This window comes from Mycobacteroides chelonae CCUG 47445 (assembly GCF_001632805.1).
Taxonomy (GTDB): domain Bacteria; phylum Actinomycetota; class Actinomycetes; order Mycobacteriales; family Mycobacteriaceae; genus Mycobacterium; species Mycobacterium chelonae.
On sequence record NZ_CP007220.1, the window covers coordinates 2,687,573 to 2,705,301 of the forward strand.

General features: G+C 64.3%; 18 protein-coding genes and 1 riboswitch. Of the genes, 4 read left to right on the forward strand and 14 right to left on the reverse strand.

Annotated elements, in window-relative coordinates; all coding sequences use genetic code 11:
• Positions 1 to 85: 85 nt before the first annotated feature.
• Positions 86 to 958, forward strand: a complete 873-nt coding sequence (locus BB28_RS13215) for a LysR family transcriptional regulator (RefSeq protein WP_046253821.1) — start codon at positions 86 to 88, stop codon at positions 956 to 958.
• Positions 959 to 973: 15 nt separating this feature from the next.
• Positions 974 to 2,026, forward strand: coding sequence for a putative nucleotidyltransferase substrate binding domain-containing protein (locus BB28_RS13220; RefSeq protein ID WP_046253822.1), 1,053 nt, complete (start codon positions 974 to 976; stop codon positions 2,024 to 2,026).
• Here BB28_RS13220 and BB28_RS13225 read toward each other — a convergent pair.
• Genes BB28_RS13225 through mutA form a run of 4 tightly spaced genes read right to left on the reverse strand, consistent with a single transcriptional unit; the run spans position 2,015 to position 7,646 of the window.
• A complete protein-coding gene (locus BB28_RS13225) occupies positions 2,015 to 2,563 on the reverse strand; it encodes an exonuclease domain-containing protein (protein ID WP_046253823.1) in 549 nt (182 codons plus the stop codon). The genes BB28_RS13220 and BB28_RS13225 overlap by 12 nt on opposite strands.
• Positions 2,564 to 2,584: 21 nt before the next feature.
• A complete protein-coding gene (meaB, locus tag BB28_RS13230; RefSeq protein ID WP_046253824.1) occupies positions 2,585 to 3,544 on the reverse strand; it encodes a methylmalonyl Co-A mutase-associated GTPase MeaB in 960 nt (319 codons plus the stop codon).
• Positions 3,545 to 5,824, reverse strand: coding sequence for a methylmalonyl-CoA mutase (gene scpA / locus BB28_RS13235; protein ID WP_046253825.1), 2,280 nt, complete (start codon positions 5,822 to 5,824; stop codon positions 3,545 to 3,547).
• Position 5,825: 1 nt separating this feature from the next.
• Positions 5,826 to 7,646 carry a methylmalonyl-CoA mutase small subunit gene (gene mutA, locus BB28_RS13240; RefSeq protein ID WP_046253826.1) on the reverse strand — a complete coding sequence of 607 codons (1,821 nt, stop codon included), beginning with the start codon at positions 7,644 to 7,646 and terminating at the stop codon, positions 5,826 to 5,828.
• Between the two features lie 181 nt (positions 7,647 to 7,827).
• Here mutA and BB28_RS13245 point away from each other — a divergent pair, with 181 nt between their 5' ends.
• On the forward strand, positions 7,828 to 8,559 hold the full coding sequence (locus BB28_RS13245) for a TVP38/TMEM64 family protein (protein WP_046253827.1): 732 nt from the start codon (positions 7,828 to 7,830) through the stop codon (positions 8,557 to 8,559).
• On the opposite strand, the gene BB28_RS13250 is transcribed toward BB28_RS13245, so the two are convergent.
• The 8 genes from BB28_RS13250 to BB28_RS13275 all read right to left on the reverse strand — a co-directional run bounded on the left by BB28_RS13250 (position 8,556) and on the right by BB28_RS13275 (position 14,934).
• Positions 8,556 to 8,930, reverse strand: a complete 375-nt coding sequence (locus tag BB28_RS13250) for a DoxX family protein (RefSeq protein WP_046253828.1) — start codon at positions 8,928 to 8,930, stop codon at positions 8,556 to 8,558. The two genes, BB28_RS13245 and BB28_RS13250, sit on opposite strands and share 4 nt — an antisense overlap.
• On the reverse strand, positions 8,927 to 9,295 hold the full coding sequence (locus tag BB28_RS13255) for a DoxX family protein (protein ID WP_046253829.1): 369 nt from the start codon (positions 9,293 to 9,295) through the stop codon (positions 8,927 to 8,929). Before BB28_RS13255 ends, BB28_RS13250 begins: the two co-directional genes overlap by 4 nt.
• Positions 9,296 to 9,347: 52 nt before the next feature.
• Positions 9,348 to 9,479, reverse strand: coding sequence for a hypothetical protein (locus BB28_RS25645; protein ID WP_256364546.1), 132 nt, complete (start codon positions 9,477 to 9,479; stop codon positions 9,348 to 9,350).
• 84 nt (positions 9,480 to 9,563) lie between these two features.
• Positions 9,564 to 11,285 carry an Nramp family divalent metal transporter gene (locus BB28_RS13260; protein ID WP_046253830.1) on the reverse strand — a complete coding sequence of 574 codons (1,722 nt, stop codon included), beginning with the start codon at positions 11,283 to 11,285 and terminating at the stop codon, positions 9,564 to 9,566.
• The gene (locus BB28_RS13265; protein ID WP_046253831.1) at positions 11,282 to 12,586 is read right to left on the reverse strand and encodes a magnesium transporter MgtE N-terminal domain-containing protein; all 1,305 of its coding nucleotides are present in this window, start codon (positions 12,584 to 12,586) and stop codon (positions 11,282 to 11,284) included. The genes BB28_RS13260 and BB28_RS13265 overlap by 4 nt, the downstream gene beginning before the upstream one ends.
• 137 nt (positions 12,587 to 12,723) lie before the next feature.
• Positions 12,724 to 12,861, reverse strand: a complete 138-nt coding sequence (locus BB28_RS25350) for a hypothetical protein (RefSeq protein ID WP_044103922.1) — start codon at positions 12,859 to 12,861, stop codon at positions 12,724 to 12,726.
• Positions 12,862 to 13,093: 232 nt separating this feature from the next.
• Positions 13,094 to 13,262, reverse strand: a riboswitch (M-box (ykoK) riboswitch).
• A gap of 61 nt (positions 13,263 to 13,323) precedes the next feature.
• The gene (locus tag BB28_RS13270) at positions 13,324 to 14,478 is read right to left on the reverse strand and encodes an SPFH domain-containing protein (protein WP_030093441.1); all 1,155 of its coding nucleotides are present in this window, start codon (positions 14,476 to 14,478) and stop codon (positions 13,324 to 13,326) included.
• Positions 14,479 to 14,508: 30 nt separating this feature from the next.
• Complete coding sequence (locus BB28_RS13275; protein WP_046253832.1) at positions 14,509 to 14,934, reverse strand: NfeD family protein; 426 nt, start codon at positions 14,932 to 14,934, stop codon at positions 14,509 to 14,511.
• A gap of 65 nt (positions 14,935 to 14,999) precedes the next feature.
• On the opposite strand from BB28_RS13275, the gene BB28_RS13280 reads away from it, so the two are divergent.
• Entirely contained in the window at positions 15,000 to 15,827 is an 828-nt protein-coding gene (locus BB28_RS13280; protein ID WP_046253833.1) for a hypothetical protein, read from the forward strand.
• Here BB28_RS13280 and BB28_RS13285 read toward each other — a convergent pair.
• Together BB28_RS13285 and inhA are read right to left on the reverse strand one after the other, a co-directional pair.
• Positions 15,824 to 16,846 carry a ferrochelatase gene (locus BB28_RS13285; protein WP_046253834.1) on the reverse strand — a complete coding sequence of 341 codons (1,023 nt, stop codon included), beginning with the start codon at positions 16,844 to 16,846 and terminating at the stop codon, positions 15,824 to 15,826. The two genes, BB28_RS13280 and BB28_RS13285, sit on opposite strands and share 4 nt — an antisense overlap.
• An 8-nt stretch (positions 16,847 to 16,854) precedes the next feature.
• Complete coding sequence (gene inhA, locus BB28_RS13290) at positions 16,855 to 17,664, reverse strand: NADH-dependent enoyl-ACP reductase InhA (protein ID WP_046253835.1); 810 nt, start codon at positions 17,662 to 17,664, stop codon at positions 16,855 to 16,857.
• Positions 17,665 to 17,729 lie beyond the last annotated feature (65 nt).

Below are 17,729 nucleotides of genomic sequence, written 5' to 3' on the forward strand. Positions count from 1 at the left end.
AGATGCTCCTCTCAACCGGGCATATCACGGAAATGAGGGATATGGCGATCTATAATTCAATTTGAACATATATGGAGGTGACAGCGTGGCCGACGGCGACTACGAGTGGTACATCACACTCGCCGAACGACAAAACGTCACCGCCGCCGCCGAGCAACTGCAGCTCGCTCAGCCCACGCTCACCCGGATGCTCGCCAGATTGGAGCGACGGCTTGGCGCTCAACTGTTCGACCGGCACGGCAAGCGGCTTACCTTGAACCCATCGGGACGGATCTTCTATCAGCACGCCAGGCGCGCCCAGATGGAACTGGACTCTGCCCGCCGAACCATCAACGACCTCGCCAACCCGGCCGAGGGCGAGATCCGGCTCGGATTTCTGCACACCTTTGGCCCCACGCTCGTCGCCCGCCTGATCGCCGGCTTCGCCGCGACGTCACCACACGTGCGGTTCGTGCTGGAGCAGGGCGCCGCGGGCAGCCTTGACGATCTTGTCGCGAACGGCGATCTTGACGTCGCGATCGTGTCGCCGCGTCCTCGTCGTGCCAATCTTGCGTGGCGCAACCTTTTTCGGCAACGCTTGGGAGTGGCCGTACCGATGGATCATCGGCTGGCACAAGCCGAAGACGTATCGATGATCGATCTGGCCGACGAGCCGTTCATCGGAATGCATCCCGGGTATGGCATGCGCCGTCTTCTCGAAGAGCTCTGTGCCGCCGCACAATTCCAGCCACGCATAGTGCTCGAATCGAGCAATCTCACCACCGTGGCGGGCCTGGTGGCGGCGGGTCTGGGCATCACGGTGCTGCCCGTCGATGCCACCACCTACCCACCCGACCTCAGGATGTTGCGCCTCGTGGATGCCGACGCACACCGGGATGTCGGCATCATCTGGAGCTCCGGGCAGCCGCTTTCGCGCCCGGTACGAGATTTCATATCCCACGCCATCGCCTCGACCTAGGTAACAATCATCCCCATGTCTGCCGAAGTGCCGCCCGAGAACGGGATAGCCATGGCCATAGCGCAGATCGATCTCGCCGCCGACGAGGCGCAGTTCTCTACGGCCGTGGCCGCGGCGCGGACGGTGATGGCTCGCGAGGTGCGTGCGCGTACACCGGAAGCGGCGCTGGCCGCCGCCTGGTCGGAAGCATTGCGGAATAGCATCCATACGGCGGCACGACTCGTCACCAACGGTGTAAACCCGGGCTGGGCCTGGTTCGTCTCGGGAAGCGTGGCCCGGGGCGAGGCGGCACCCGGTTCCGATGTAGAGACGCTGCTTGTCGTCGACGACGAGGTCGACGCTGACGGCAAGACCTACCTTATGGAGACGGCCGCTCAGGTCCACGCGATGCTCGAACGTGCAGGCATCGGCAGCGATGCCAACGGAGTCCTGGCAAGTCGCGGCCGATTCTGCCGCCGCAAGGCCAACTGGTTCCAGGGAATCGAACGTTGGTGCGCCAACCCGCCCGAAGACCGGGGTGTCGTGATGGCAGGGCTGATGGCCGACTCTCACGGGATTGACGCGGGATCGTTGTTGTCCGACAACGCACTTCGCAGCGAGAACGTCCGCTGCGCACAGCGGCACTACGCCATCCGGCTTGCCATGCTTCAGGACGCGGTGGCCGTCCGCGCCGGATTCCCCTCGCGGTTACGGATATTCGCCACGCAGTCGGATGCCGTCGACCTTAAGGTGGCCGCGATCGATCCCGTGGTGAAGATCGCCCGCTGGGCGGCGTTGTCCGCCGGATCGGACGCCCTCGCGACACCTGGTCGCCTCGACGCCGCCTCGGCAGCGAAAATACTGGACGCCGATGACGCCGCAACGCTGCGGGATTGCTTCGCGTGGCTGCTGCGATTTCGGTGGCGGTCCCGGGCCGCGGCCTGGCAGGACGGGCGGCCGATGTCCGACACCGTGTCGCTGGCCTCCCTTGCCCCACAGGAACGTGCGGCGCTGCGCTCGGTGGCGCGCGAGATCGCCGGCATCCGGCGCAAGCTCATCTACCTGTCCTCGACATCCTCATTCCGATAACCGGTCGTACCAGCGCATGGCCCAGCGAGCATCGCCCAGTGCCGTGTGCCGCTGGCCGGCGCTGGGCGTTCTGACCCCGAATTGCAGCGATAGGTTCGAATAGTCGGCGTCCGGTATCAACCCGCGTTCACGGATCCGGGCCGCCGTCAATGCGACAACATCGACAAGATCCGGATTCCACGCCGGGCGAGCCCCGTACGCCAAGAACATTCGAGTCAGGCACTCGGCGTCGAATTGAGGTATCACCCCAACGATGGTGGCTCCCGCCGTCCATTCCCCGACGAGCGAGACCGCCTCAGCGGCACGGAAGACGCGGGGGAACTGCAGCGGGCGCAGGCGCACCTGCGGATGACGTTTGTGGAAACCGCTGATCTCAAGGCCGGCCGGATCCGCCGATTCCAGATCCAAATCCTGAACGTCCACGCACAGGTGCAGCTGCCGCTGCCCGGCATCGGTACGGCGGATGATCGCTATTTCCCATGGCTCGCGCTCACGGTGCAGCCCGGTGGTCTCGGTATCGAGAAAGACCAGGGCCATCGAACATCCTCTCGCGCGCGACTACGAGCTGAGCTTGAGTAGTTGCTCGGCCGCCAGGGCCGGCGTCAGGGTTCCCTCGCGCACCTGCTGTTCGATATCCGCCCGCGCTGCCTTCACATCCGGCGCGTTGAGCACCCGATCCAGCACCGCATCACGCACCATCGCCCACATCCAGTCGACTTGCTGGCGACGGCGTTTGGCCCCGAACTCCCCCGCCTCCGTCAATACCTCGCGGTGCCGCAAGACGGTCTCCCACATCTCGGACACCCCGCTGTTCTCCAATGCGCTCATAGTGAGAACCGGTGGGCGCCAGAGGGTGTCATGCGGATAAATCAGGCGTAGGGCACCCGACAATTCCCGTGCGGCCTTCTGAGCCTCGATGGCATGGGCGCCATCGGCCTTGTTCACCACCACGATATCGGCGAGTTCCAGCACACCCTTTTTGATGCCCTGCAGCTGGTCTCCGGTGCGTGCCAGCGTCAGGAACACAAAGGTGTCAACCATATTCGCGACGGTGACCTCGGACTGTCCGACTCCGACGGTCTCGATGAGAATGACATCGAACCCGGCCACCTCCAGCAGCACCACAGTCTCACGGGTCGCCTTGGCCACCCCACCCAGCGTTCCTGAGGTGGGCGAGGGCCGGATGTATGCATCGGGATGTACGGAGAGCCGCCCCATCCGGGTCTTGTCACCGAGGATCGATCCTCCGGTGCGAGTGGATGATGGATCTACCGCCAGCACCGCCACCCGGTGCCCCTGCTCGATGAGATACATGCCGAGGGCCTCGATGGTGGTCGACTTGCCCACCCCGGGCACACCAGTGATACCGACGCGCAGCGCTTCTCCCGCATCGGGCGAGATGTCCAGCAGTAACTGCTGAGCCTGCGCCCGGTGATCCGGGCGCGTCGACTCCACCAGCGTGATGGCTTTCGCGAGCGCGGAACGATCACCCGAACGGATCGCGTTGCTCAGGTCCATTTACGCGAGCTTGTATCCGAGTCGTTCAGCCAGCTTGTGCAACAACCCGATCGCGGCCTCGGCGATGACGGTCCCCGGGGGGAAGATGGCCGCGGCACCCGCCTCGTACAGCTCATCGAAATCACCGGGCGGGATGACGCCGCCGACGACGATCATGATGTCGGGCCGCCCCACCTCTGCCAAGGCCTCGCGCAGCGCCGGCACCAGAGTCAAATGACCCGCGGCCAGCGAGGACACCCCGACCACGTGCACGTCGTTGTCGGCGGCCTGGCGTGCGACTTCCTCCGGTGTCTGGAACAGCGGGCCCACGTCCACGTCGAAACCGATATCGGCGAAGGCCGTTGCGATCACCTTCTGCCCACGATCGTGCCCATCCTGGCCCATCTTGGCGACCAGCACACGTGGCCGGCGACCATCGGCGTCGGCGAACTTCTGTACGAGCTCGGTCGCTTGCGTCACGCTGTTGACGGCGCCGTCCCTTCCCACCTCGTCGCGGTATACCCCGCTGATGGTACGGATTTCGGCTTGATGGCGCCCGTAGACCTTCTCCAGCGCGTCGGAGATCTCCCCGACCGTCGCCTTGTGGCGAGCGGCGTCGATGGCCAGCGCCATCAAGTTGTTGCCCAATCCGTCTTCCCCGGCACGGCTGGAATCAGCCGCGGCCCTGGTGAGTTCATCAAGTGCGCGCTGCACCGCGTCGTTATCGCGCTCGGCACGCAACTGCTGCAATTTGGCCAGCTGTTCGACGCGCACCCGCGAGTTCTCGACCTTCAGGACCTCGATCTGCTGGTCCTCGACCACCTGGTACTTGTTGACGCCGATCACCGGCTGACGGCCCGAGTCGATGCGTGCCTGAGTACGTGCGGCGGCCTCTTCGATGCGTAGCTTCGGGATGCCCTGATCGATGGCCTGCGCCATACCACCAGCTTCGGTGACCTCCCGGATGTGCTCGCGCGCACGGGATGCGAGCTGATGGGTCAGCCACTCCACGTAGTACGAGCCACCCCACGGGTCGATCGGACGACACGTGCCTGACTCCTGCTGGATGAGCAGCTGGGTGTTGCGTGCGATACGTGCCGAGAAGTCGGTGGGCAGCGCCAGCGCCTCGTCCAGGGCGTTGGTGTGCAGCGACTGGGTGTGCCCCTGGGTGGCGGCCATCGCCTCGATGCAGGTGCGGGCGACATTGTTGAACACATCCTGCGCGGTCAGCGACCAGCCGGAAGTCTGCGAATGCGTACGCAGAGACTGCGATTTGGCGCTCTTCGGATCGAACTGCGCGACCAGCTCGCTCCACAGCAGACGCCCGGCCCTCAACTTGGCCACCTCCATGAAGAAGTTCATGCCGATGGCCCAGAAGAAGGAGAGACGCGGCGCGAACACATCGATGTCCAGCCCGCCCTCCAGCCCCGCCTTGATGTACTCGACGCCGTCGGCCAGGGTGTACGCCAGTTCGAGATCGGCTGTGGCACCAGCCTCTTGGATGTGATAGCCGGAAATGGAGATTGAGTTGAACTTCGGCATCTTGGCGCTGGTGTAGGAGAAGATGTCCGAGATGATCCGCATCGACGGCTTCGGCGGATAAATGTAGGTGTTGCGGACCATGAACTCTTTGAGGATGTCGTTCTGGATGGTCCCGGCCAGCTGCTGGGGACTGACACCCTGTTCCTCGGCGGCCACCACGTACAGCGCCAGAATCGGAAGCACCGCGCCATTCATGGTCATCGACACCGATACCGACCCCAGGTCGATCCCGTCGAACAACTGACGCATATCCAGGATGGAATCGATGGCCACACCGGCCATGCCGACATCGCCCTGTACTCGCGGATGATCCGAGTCGTATCCGCGGTGGGTCGCCAGGTCGAAGGCCACCGACAGGCCCTTCTGGCCCGCGGCCAGGTTGCGGCGGTAGAAGGCGTTGGATTCGGCGGCTGTGGAGAAGCCCGCGTACTGGCGGATGGTCCACGGCTGATTGACATACATCGTCGGGTACGGCCCGCGCAGAAACGGCACCTGCCCCGGGAAGGTATCCAGCGGATAGCCCTCCTCCCGCACGGCATCTCGGTCCGCAGCGGTGTAGATGGGCTTGACGGTGATGGCCTCGGGCGTCTCCCAGTCGAGCTGCTCGGGCGTGTACCCGTGGGCACCGGCGGCGGCACTGACCGCGGCCGCGACGGCGGCAGCGTCCGGCGCGACCGACGTGCGGTCACCGTGCAGCGGCACATCGGCGAAGCTGCCCAGGGTGGTGTCGGATACCGAAAGATCCGTGAGGTCAGTCATGTCACGCCCCCAACTTGGTCAGTATGGCCGAAAGCGCTTCGACAGCATTGATTTTCATGGTCAGATAGCCATCGGGCCGAGACGTCTGCGCGACCTCCGCGACGGACTTCTCGGGTCCCGCAAGATAGACGTCGGCGATCCCCGCCGCCCTGGCCGCATCGACAACCGCACCCGCCTCAGCGGCGTACCGCGCATCGGTCCCACAGATCACCGCGATGCGCGCTCCCGCATCCGCCACCGCAGCGGCAACGGATCCGGCGTCGAGTACACCGGGATTGACGACCTCGATACCGCCGGAGGCCAACAGGTTCGCGGCGAAGGTCGTGCGCACGTTGTGCTCGGCCAGCGGACCCAGCGGAATCAGCAGCGCGGCCGGACGCGCACCGGATGCGGCCAGAGCCGCATCGGAGCGATCACGAAGGGCCTCGAATTCGGCGGCGTACCGGTAACCCACCGCGGCATGTGGTGGCAGCGGCGCTTCCGACAGGTTCGGGAATTCGTTCACTCCGGTCACCGAGGTACGCCGGTGAGCGATGTCGTCGGCACGCTGGGCGCGCGTTGCGGCGATGCGTTCCCGAATCAGTTCGGCGGCCGCCTGGAATCCCCCGGTGCCCTCGATCTCGGTGAACAGCGACCATGCCTGCTGCGCAAGGGTTTCCGTAAGGTCCTCGATGTACCAGGAACCGCCACCGGGGTCGAGTACCCGGCCAACATGGGACTCCTCGATGAGCAGGAGCTGCGTGTTTCGGGCGATTCGCGCGGAGAACGCCGGAGATACCGAATCCAGTCCACCAGCGATCGCGTCATCGAATTGGCGTACCCGCACGCTGTCCGCGCCACCGACTCCGGCACCGAAAGCGGCCAAGGTGGTGCGCAGCATGTTCACCCACGGATCACGCTGGGCCATCATCGGCTCTGACGTCACCGCGTGCATGAGAGCTCCGCCGGCCTCGGGCGCGCCGGCGACCTCAGCCACGCGCGCCCAGAGCACCCTGGCGGCACGGAATTTGGCAATCGACAGGAACTGATCATCGGTCGCAGCGAAGCGGAAACTGATCTGCCGCAATGCTTCCGCGATCCCCAGGCCCGCGTTCTGCAATAGCCTCAGGTAGGCAACCCCGGCGGCTATCGCGACCGCGAGTTCCTGGCTGTCGCTGGCGCCGAGTTCGTGGGCGATCGTGCCGTCTGCGGTGATGGCGCGGACCTGTTCGGTCCGTGCGGCCGCGCGCCCGGCCAACGCCACCGCGTCATCGATCGCGACGCCCGGACGGCCGGTGAATGCATCCCCGAGCGGATCGGCACCAAGGTCCACCACGACACCGGCGGCATTGCCCTCGTACGCATCCAGCACTGCGAAGATCGCCTCGGCCACCCCGATGAGCCCGGCGCCTGCCTCCACCTGGATCGGAGCCAAATCGAGGTACACGTCCTGCAGCGCGCGTCCCACGGCCTCGGGTGCAAGACCGGCTAGGACGATGGCGCTGGTGCCCTGCCCGAGTGCGTCGAGAATGGCCTCGTTCACGAGCGCCGCATCGGCACCACCGAAACGCTCGGCGACCTTCCACCCACTGTTCACATCGCGTTGGGGGTCGCCACCACGGACAAATGGCCATTGTCCGGGCAGCGACGACTCGGGAAGTTCATCGAGCGCCGTATACAACGGACGGATCGCAATCCCGTCGTACGTTGGCGAGTCGAGCAGTCGCTCGGGGTCGGCGGGCAGATCCTCGACAGCCTTGCGCGTCGACTTGGCCAATACCCCGGCGACGTTCTTCTGCCACCGTGCGAAGTCATGCCTGATCTCGGGTACCTCAACAGTCACGAAACTGCTCCCTGCTGCTCGTCGTCGAGCGACATATATGGCACTCCATGCCGAAATGCCTATCACACTTAGTCATCAGGCTAAATGACGCCATCGACTACTGCCCAGTACGGGGGCACGGCCCTCGCAACACCCGTGTCCTATCCCCTTCGTTCATCCAGGCTCCGTAGGCTTGACGACCATGGGATTCCGGCAGGTCTGGGGCGCGGGCGTCGCGGCAGCGCGACGGATCCCGCCGCGTCAGCTGCTATGGACCGGTGTGGCCGTTCTCATCGTGGCCGCGGCCGTGCTGTTCCTTCCGCTGCCGACCGCCCTGCAGATGCGGGACTGGGCCCGTGAGCTCGGCCCCTGGTTCCCGCTGGCCTTCCTCGCAGCGCACACGATCGTGACGGTGCTGCCGTTCCCACGCACCGCCTTCACCCTGGCCGCCGGCTTGCTCTTCGGCACGCAGCTCGGCGTACTCCTGGCCGTTGTCGCCAGCACCGCGAGCGCGGTGCTGGCGCTGTGGGGTGTGCGGGCGCTGGGGTGGAAGCTCAGCACGCTGCATCACCGTCCCGGCGTGAAGAATGTCGACGATCAACTACGACGTCGCGGGTGGATCGCCGTGATGTCCATGCGGCTCATCCCAGCCGTACCGTTCTCGGTGCTCAACTACGCGGCCGGAGCCTCCGCGGTGCGGGTACTGCCGTACACGCTGGCCACCTTCATCGGCCTGCTTCCGGGCACCCTTGCCGTCGTGGTGCTCGGTGATGCACTCACCGGGCACATCAGCGGCACGCTCTTCATGGTTTCGTTGGCCACCTCGGTGATCGGCGTGCTGGGCATCCTGTACGAGATCCGGCGTTACAAGCGGACGCACACCGAAATCGCCGCTCCCGAAGCCTCGGATGAACCTGAACGGGTCGGCGGCTAGATCGCGGACTCGCGCTCCTGGAACCCTTTGCCCGCGAGAAGCGCGAACCACACCAGCAGGCTTGCCGCCGGCAGCGTACGGAATGCCTCGTCGTGCGCGCGGACATGCGCGCCGACCGCCAGCGTGAAGTAGACGGCGAGCATAAATGCGGTCAGCCGACCCAATGCCGTCCACCGGATACCGCCGAGAAGCCCCGCGGCCGAGGCTGACTTGACGACGGGCAGAACCCACCAGACCCGTTGTGGCAAACCCACTTTCTCCAGCGCATCCTTGATCGGTTTGATCGGACGGACGCATGCCGCGGCATCGGCCGCCTGCATGGCTGCCAGCGCGGCCAGTACCGTCGGTGTCGCCAAACGCCGCTCCGTCATGACGATTTCGCCGCCAATCCCTTGGCTGCCAACACACCGTAGGTGGCCAACAAGGTCGACGCTGATATCGCATTCACTCCGAGATCACGTACCCGCAGATGGGCACCCACTGCCAGACTGAAATAGACGGTGAGCAACACCAGCGTCAGCTTGGCAAGCCCCGGGAAACGGATTCCGCCCAACAGCCCTACCGCAGACGCGGCCTTGATCGGCGCGAAGATCCAACGGTTTTGCTCCGGATAATGCACGTCGTCAAGGCATTTAGCCACATAGGGAACAGGCTGGACGCACAGCGCGGCGTCGATCGCCTGAAAGGAACCCAGCAAAGCCAAGACTCGGGGAGATACGAAAGCGTCGTTGCTCATTGCTCCAGTCAACCACCACAACATCGGGTAGTCGATGGTCGGCCGATCACGGCTAGTGGGGTGCGTGCGCTCCGAGGGACGCCGAGATAACCGCCAGCGGCGAATGGGCCAGCTGCATGTTGGCGCGCTCCTGCGGGGTCAACCGATGGCGCTCCAGGAAAAGTCGCAATGCGCGAATACTCATCCCCTCATTGGACGCGGCCGCGCCGACAGAATCCAGCGCGACCGCGTCTTCTCAACGATTTCATTACGTATTGCCCGCAGACACTCAACTCCCGTGCGCGAGTTGAATTGCCTTCACCACCAACAGGATGGCGCCGACAACCAGGTATCCCCGAAGCGCGAGCATGCCCAACTTCGTCGACGGACTCCACGTGACCGGTTCGAGTAAGGCCAACGGGGGCATCCGCCAGGTCCGGGCGTCCACGCCTTCGAGGGCCTTGGCCACCGCCACCGCCACCGGATCGACGCCTTGCCTACCCGAGGTCCACCACAGACCAATCCCTATCAGCACCCCGAGAACCGCGACACCTGCCGCGAGGTCACCGGCGACCTGCACGACGTCCAGGTCTGGGAAGAGAGTGGTGGCCATCAAGATGCCGGAAAGAAACAGCAGCACACCGACGATGAGCCCCGCCACGATGTTGAGCCACGCCTTGTTGACCCAGGGACCCAGCACTGCCTTGTCATTGCACAACAACAGCAGGAACACGCTCGCGCTGGGCAGCAGCAGCCCGGCCAATGCCTGCACCGCGGTGGTCATCAGCCCGAGCGGGGCATGCGGAATCAGCACGATGGCCGCCCCCACGCCGACCATCACGGTGTAGGACAAGTAGAACGGCTTGGCGTCCTTGAAGCTACGGTGCAGCGAGTGCTTGAGCCCGAAGGTGTCGCCGAACGCGTAACTGGTCGCTAGGGTGACCGCCGCTGCGCCGATGATCGACGCATCCAGCAGGACGATGGCAAAGATCTTGCCCAGCAATGGCTGAGCCTCTCCCAACCAGCCGGCGATCAGACCCGCATCACCACCGTCGCCCCATTTGTCCGGGCCCGAGTTCCCGGTCACGCGGGCTGCGTAGTCGGCCGTCATCAGCAACGCGGCCGCACCTATCACCACCACGAGCGAACCGATCACGGTGTCAGCACGTTCGTATCCGATGAACCGCGGAGTGATGCGCTTGTCCACGATGTTCGACTGCTGGAAGAACAGCTGCCATGGCGCCACGGTGGTGCCCACCATCGCGATGATCAGCAGCACAGCACCCGAACTGATTCCGCCTTCAATGCCCGGCACCACGAAATCGTGTGCTGCCCTTCCCCACTGCGGATCCGACATCAAGAACATGGGGATCTGCAGCAGCGTGATCACAATGAACACGAACATGGCGCGCTCCCAACGACGGAAGCTCCCGGTGGCCATGATGAGAATCAGTGCGATCGCGGCGACGGGCACTGTGTAGTACTTCGGGACTCCCAGGTACTCGGAGGCCAGTGCCACACCGATGAATTCAGTAACGAGGGTCAGAAAGTTCAGGATGAACAAGTCGCCCACGGAGAACCAGCCCCAACCACGGCCGAATCGTTCGTTGATCAACCGTGCGTGTCCCACCCCGGTGACCGCGCCGAGCCGAACCACCATCTCCTGGTTGACGATAAGAACCGGAATGAGCAGCAGAAGCACCCACAACAAGCTGTATCCGTAACTCTGACCAGCCTGCGCGTAGGTCGCCACGCCGCCGGCGTCGTTGTCACCGACCATGACGATGATGCCCGGTCCCAGGATCGCGGCCATCGTGGCCATCCGGGTCTTGAAGGTCCGCGCCTGGCCGGGATCACTCACACTGATCCTGCCGAATGCGCCCTCGATATCGCCGAGATGCGCCGAGTCAAGAACTGCGCTCTTCGGCTGGGCCGTGACGCCTCCAGGTGCCCCCACCACAAGGTTGTCCGAGTTTCCCAAGGGCGCGTCGACCATTCCCTTCTCGGTCATGGGCTGACTCCGTCTGGGCTCGAGGCGATCTGGCGCACCGGACGCGGGGCGGGTTCGCGACGACGCCAATCCTCAGGGATCAACGCGGCCAACACGTCGTCATACGTGACCACGCCAAGAACCTTGTCTCCCCCATCGACAACGGGAATCAAGGCCAGGTTGTAGTCGGCCATCAGCAGCGCGACATCGGTGAGATCGGCCTCCGGGGAGACCCGCACCGGGTCATCGTCCATGATCGATTCCACGGGAGCGTCACGATCGGCCTGCAGGAGCCGGATCACCGACACCACACCCACCAATTCACCGTTATCGGCGATCACATGCGCTTTCAGAAGCGCCTCGGGCTGTAGGGATTTCGCCGCAGAGATGGCAGCAAGCGCATCAGCGGCGCTGCTACCGAGCACGCACGAGACGATGTCAACGTTCATCAGACCACCGGCCGACTGAGGGCTGAACCCCATCAACGTGACCACCTTGGTGCGTTGCGGGCCCGGCATCAACTCCAAGACGGCCCGTCGACGCGACTGGCGCAGATCGAAGATCGCATCCGCCGCATCATCGGCGCGCATCCTGCCAAGCAGAGCAGCGACCTCGGCATCGGGCATGTCCTGGAACAGCTTGCTGGCCTTATCCGAATCGAGTTCCTCGAATACATCGGCTTCGAGCTCGGGATTGTCGCGGACGCGGTCGAGGATCTCGCCGCCCTCTTCCTTGGTGGCCTCCTCGAGTAGGTCGGCGATTTCCGCGGGCTTGAGCGTGTTCACTCTCCCCCCGACGCGGCGTGCCAGCAGCGATCCACCATGGCCGATCATCGGCTCGAACGCCTTCCAGTCCCTACCCGCCTGGCCGGCCCCCGCCTTGATCAGGCCGAAAAACCTTGCCGGACGCCGGGTATCGAGTCGAGCGAGAATCCACCCTTCGGGCGACTCCACCAGCTCGATATCGTAGGCATGCACCAGCTCGGCATTCTCCACATCGATAAACCGGTGATCGAGTACGTCCTCCTCCAGCAGGTATTCCCCGTCGCGACGTTCAAAGCCACGCAGATCAACTTTGTTCTTGCTCAACTCAATTCGAGCTGGCGCCACGACGGAAACCGCGTCTGAAGAGACGAAGACTCTGCGTCCACCCATGTCGACGACGTAGCCGGTGACAATCGGGTACTCATCTGCTCCACGGAACCGAACGATGACGTCTTCCAACCGGCCTACTGTGTCACCGGAGCGTGCGACAACCGGGGCCTTCAATAGATCCGAAAATTGGATAACCCGCGGCAGAGCCGCATTACTCGAAGTAGACATGCTGACTCCTCAGCGATTGGGCCAATACGCTTCGTCCGCCCAGCGGGCGGCCGAAGCGTATTGGCCTCGAATGAATTCCGAATGTCCACGCACTGTGAATCAACTGTGCGTGGATGCGATGGCGATGCCCCTCGGGGTTACCGCGGTGGGTGCGCCCCGAGAGACGCCGAGACAACCGCCAGCGGTGAGTACGCCAGTTGGAGGTTGGCGCGCTCTTGCGGGGTCAGCCGGTTACGTGTCCACAGCCGGCGTACTGCGTTGAATGTGGTGTTCATGATCGGACTCCTTTTGGGAAGCCGCATACCTGAACGCGAACGTCAAACACGTTGGCTAGAGCGAGGATTCAGCCTCGAATGAGCAGCAAGGTATGCGGCAGCTGTTGTCTATGCGGACTGTCACCGGATATCACGGTTGTGCCTCACCTCCTTGCTGTCGGGGCGCGCGCGGGCGCCTGCTGTGTGGAACAGCGACCACAAGAGGAAATCACCGGACACTCAGGGCGTCCGGTATGCACCCCTCTCGTCAGGGCTTCGGCACTACGTGACGTGTCCGCTCGCGGAAGCCACTTCGGGTCATCCCTTAGTCCGGGAAGACCTGTCCTAACCTTGGGCGTCTCTCGACGTCGTCAGATCAGTGGCCTGTATTCACGTAGGAGCCTCACCTAGCAAGGTGCTGAACCGCTACCCATGATGGGCCGGAGGAATCGCCTTGTCAAGCAGACTGCGCCCGCGTCGGTCTCACGCCCCCGGCAGTCCGTGACGATTGGCGGGATCGATCGCGGGGTCCGCTGCCCCGATTTCCTGGGCCGCGGATTGCGCAGCGGCAACCGCCGCAGCGACTTCCGGGGTGGTCTTTGTCTCGAACCATCCGGCAACCTCGGTGGCGTCATCCTCGGGACGCTCGGTCGACTCATCGGCCGGGGAAGGCTCGTAACGGAATACGCCGTCACTGCCGGGAGCACCCAGCAGTTTGGTGAACCCCTGCAATGCCGAACCGAAGTCGCTGGGAATGAGCCACACCTTGTTGGCTTCACCCTGAGCCATCTTCGGCAGTGTCTGTAAATACTGATATGCCAACAACTCCGGCGTGGGTTTGCCGGATTTCACTGCGGCAAAGACCTTTTCGATGGCCTTGGCCTGGCCCTGAGCTTGCAGATACTGAGCGGCACGCTCGCCCTCGGCACGCAGGATGCGGGATTGACGTTCACCTTCGGCGGCCAGGATCGCCGACTGCCGCGAGCCTTCGGCCGCGAGGATCTGGGCCTGCTTCTGCCCCTCCGCCGACAGAATCGCGGCCTGCCTGGCACCTTCGGCCGACAGGATCATGGCGCGCTTCTCGCGGTCGGCCTTCATCTGCTTTTCCATCGACTCCTGCACCGAAGGTGGCGGGTCGATGGATCGCAACTCGACGCGTGCAACGCGCAGGCCCCAGCGTCCGGTGGCCTCGTCGAGCACGCCACGCAGCTGGCCGTTGATCTGATCGCGTGAGGTCAGCGTCTGCTCCAGCGTCATTCCACCGACTACGTTGCGCAGCGTGGTGGTGGTGAGCTGTTCCACACCGACGATGTAGTTGCTGATCTCGTACACCGCGGCCTGCGGGTTGGTCACTTGGAAGTAGACAACGGTGTCGATGTTCACCGTCAGGTTGTCCTCGGTGATCACCGGTTGAGGTGGAAAGGACACCACCCGCTCACGCAGGTCAACCTTGGCCCGGATGCGGTCGACAAACGGCACCAGAATGGTCAACTGCCCGCTCACGGTCTTCGAATACCGCCCCAGGCGCTCGATCACCGCGGCTTCTGCCTGCGGGACGAGTGCCACGGACTTCAGCACGATAGTGACGCCCAGGATGATCAAGACGATCAGCACAAAGGCTCCGGCAGCTACTCCCATACCCGTACTCCTGTCACTGGAATTCTTGCGCTAGATCTTCTCGACAACCGCCGTCGCGCCGTCGATTTGAACAACCGTCACCGTCTCACCCTGCTCGAATCGGCCCGACTTCTCCAGACTCCGGGCAGACCACATCTCGCCACCGAGTCGAACCAGCCCATGGACGTCATCGACCGGTTCAATCACAATGGCGCTCTTGCCCTCCAACGCCTTGGCGTTGGTGTGCAGAATCGGGCCTGCCGTCAGCCGCTTGCGCAGAGCAGGCCGCACGCCGACCAGCAGAATGACCGCGCTGATGACGAAGACCAGCCCCTCGGCCCACAACGGCATGTCAAACACCCAGCCGGCACCGGCCGTGACCAGGGCCGAACCGCCGAGCATCAACAGGAACATGTCACCTGTCATCAGCTCGGCGGCCGCAAGCAGGATGCCTGCGACAAGCCACACAATCGGCATGGCTCCACATTAGACCGCGTGGGCAACTGGTGGGGGCGGATACGGGGCCTTAGACTGCGAGCACTATGGCGAATCCGAGTGTGTCCCTGGCGGTGTGGGCAAGCGCGTGGCTGGCTGGCCGCGCGGCTCCCGACGACGTCATTGATGCCCTTATCGCCTGGGCACCAAGGCATTTGGTCACCGCCTATGACGCTGTGGCCGCGGGTCACACCGGACTTTCGTGGCCCGATATGGACGACAACGGCCCCATCGGCCTACTCCAGACGGTCCGTACCGCGACCGGCCAGCCACACGGCGTCCCCGATATCCATGTGATCCTGCCCGCTCCCGGCGACCCGCGCGGTCTGCCCGCCAATACCCAGTTCCAACGTGACGCGATGGAGGCCAGCGAGGCGATTGTGCTCAGCGACCGCCAAAACAACTCCACAGCAATAGGATTGGTTCCCGCCGTGGAGTACGACGAGGATCGCGATGAGACCGTTGGCCTATCCTGGACCGTGTACTCACTCCCCGCCCGGATCCCAGCACAAGCCGGACCAGATCTTGGGGAAGCCGAATATCAACTACGCCAGGCAGTCCGGACCGCCACAGCAACACTCAACCGCCTCGACAGGGTCGTGGACACAGCCGATGCAGACCCCCGCGCCCTGGTCGAAGAGGTACTTTCCACGCTACGCGGGCACCGACTGCCCGACTACGCGCCACACCGGGCGGTGCGCGTCCTGGATTCGGCCAACCAGGTCGAGGCCATAGCTACCGCCGCTGCCGAGGTCATGGAGTTACCCGGAGCCCTCGATGACGGAGCGGTCGCCGACGTGCTGCGCCCCCTCGTCATCCTGGTGCGTGAGGCACGGATGGCAGCCGCGGCCGCCATCATCGAATCCGCGCGTTAGACCTGCTGGCGACCGCAGCACAGCGGCGAACATAGCGCGCCGTTCACGCTGAACCCATATCCGGGGACAGGGTTCGCTCCGGCCACACGCCGCGGCGGCGTGCCGTCCGCAACCTCTGCGATCAAGTCGACCGCCACCCGTGCGAATCGCTCGTCAGCACCCGGTGTCGCGGCCCGCGCGAATTCGATGTCGTGTTCAGCCGCATACTCACGCGCCTCGTTGTCCAAGTCCCACACCACCTCCAGATGGTCCGAGACAAACCCGATGGGCGATACCACGACGGAGCGAATGCCCCGATCTTTGAGTGCCGCAAGATGATCAACGATGTCGGGTTCGAGCCACGGGACCTGGGGAGGGCCGGAGCGGGACTGCCACACCACGTCGTAATCCTGGTAGCCGGCCGCGTCGGCAACCAGCTCGGCAAGGTAGCGCACCTGTCGGCTGTACAAGTCGGGGCCGTGCCGCTGGTCGGCGGCGATGGGAATGGAATGCGCGGTGAACACCAGCCGGGGCGTCTCCCGCATCCCCGACACCGCGGCGGTCACCGCTTCCGCGTACAGCTGCACCAACGCGGGGTGGTCGAAGTACTGACGAAGCTTGACCAGCTCGGGGGCTCCGTCGCCCACCGCCGCCCGGGCGCGCGCGATGTCTTCCACGTATTGGGTGCATCCCGAGTAACCGCCCCAGGCAGAGGTCGTGAAGACCGCTGCCCGCCGAACCCCCTTGTCGCGCATGTCGGCAACTGTTTCTTCCACCATAGGGTGCCAGTTGCGGTTGCCGAAAAACACCGGCAGCGGGCGTCCGCTCAGTTCCAGCTGGCGCGAGATCTCAGCGATCAGGGCGCGATTGATGCCGTTGATCGGTGAGACACCGCCGAAATGGAAGTAGTGCTCGGCCACCTCGTCGAGACGTTCTGGCGGAACGCCACGACCGCGGGTGACGTTCTCCAGAAACGGCCGAACCTCCTGCGGCCCCTCGGGCCCCCCGAAGGACAGCAGAAGCACCGCGTCAAAAAGCATGGGTGTTCCTAGAGCAGCTGAGTGTGCGCGCCGCCGTCAGCGAAGATGATGTCGCCGGTGGTGGCGGGCAACCAGTCCGAGAGCAGGGCGCACACGGTCTTGGCGACCGGTGTCGGGTCCTTCATGTCCCAGCCGATCGGAGCACGCTGATCCCAGCCATCCTCGAGCACGCTCATCTGCTGGCCGGCCTCCTCGCCCAGTGCCCCGCCGACGATCGCACTCATGGCCAGCGTCCGGATGGGCCCGGCGGCAACCAGATTCGAGCGAATACCGGCAGCACCCGCCTCGCGCGCAACGAACCGGTTTACCGATTCCAGTGCGCTCTTGGCCACGGTCATCCAGTTGTAGAACGGCATCGCGCGGGTCGGATCGAAGTCCATACCTACGATGCTGCCGCCCGGGTTCATGATGGGCAGCACAGCCTTGGCCAGGGAGGCGTACGAGAACGCCGAGATGTGAAAGCCCTTGGCCACATCCTCGAAGGGGGCCTCGAAGAACGGGTTCAGCCCCATGCCGGTCTGCGGCATGAAACCGATGGAGTGCACCACGCCGTCCAGCTTGTTGCCCTCTCCGATCACCTCGGTGACACGGTCGGCAAGGCTGTCCAGGTGCTTCTCATCCTGCACATTGAGCTCCAGCAGCGGCGCGGGCTCGGGCAGGCGCTGAGTGATGCGCTCGATGAGACGCAACCGGTCGAATCCGGTGAGCACCAGCTGTGCACCCTGCTCCTGCGCGACCTTCGCGATGTGGAACGCGATCGACGAATCGGTGATGATGCCCGTCACCAGGATCCGCTTGCCCTCAAGTAGTCCTGCCACGATTCTCCTTAGGTAATTGCGATGCCCACGCTCGTCGCGCGGACACACTGATCGATGTCCGAAAC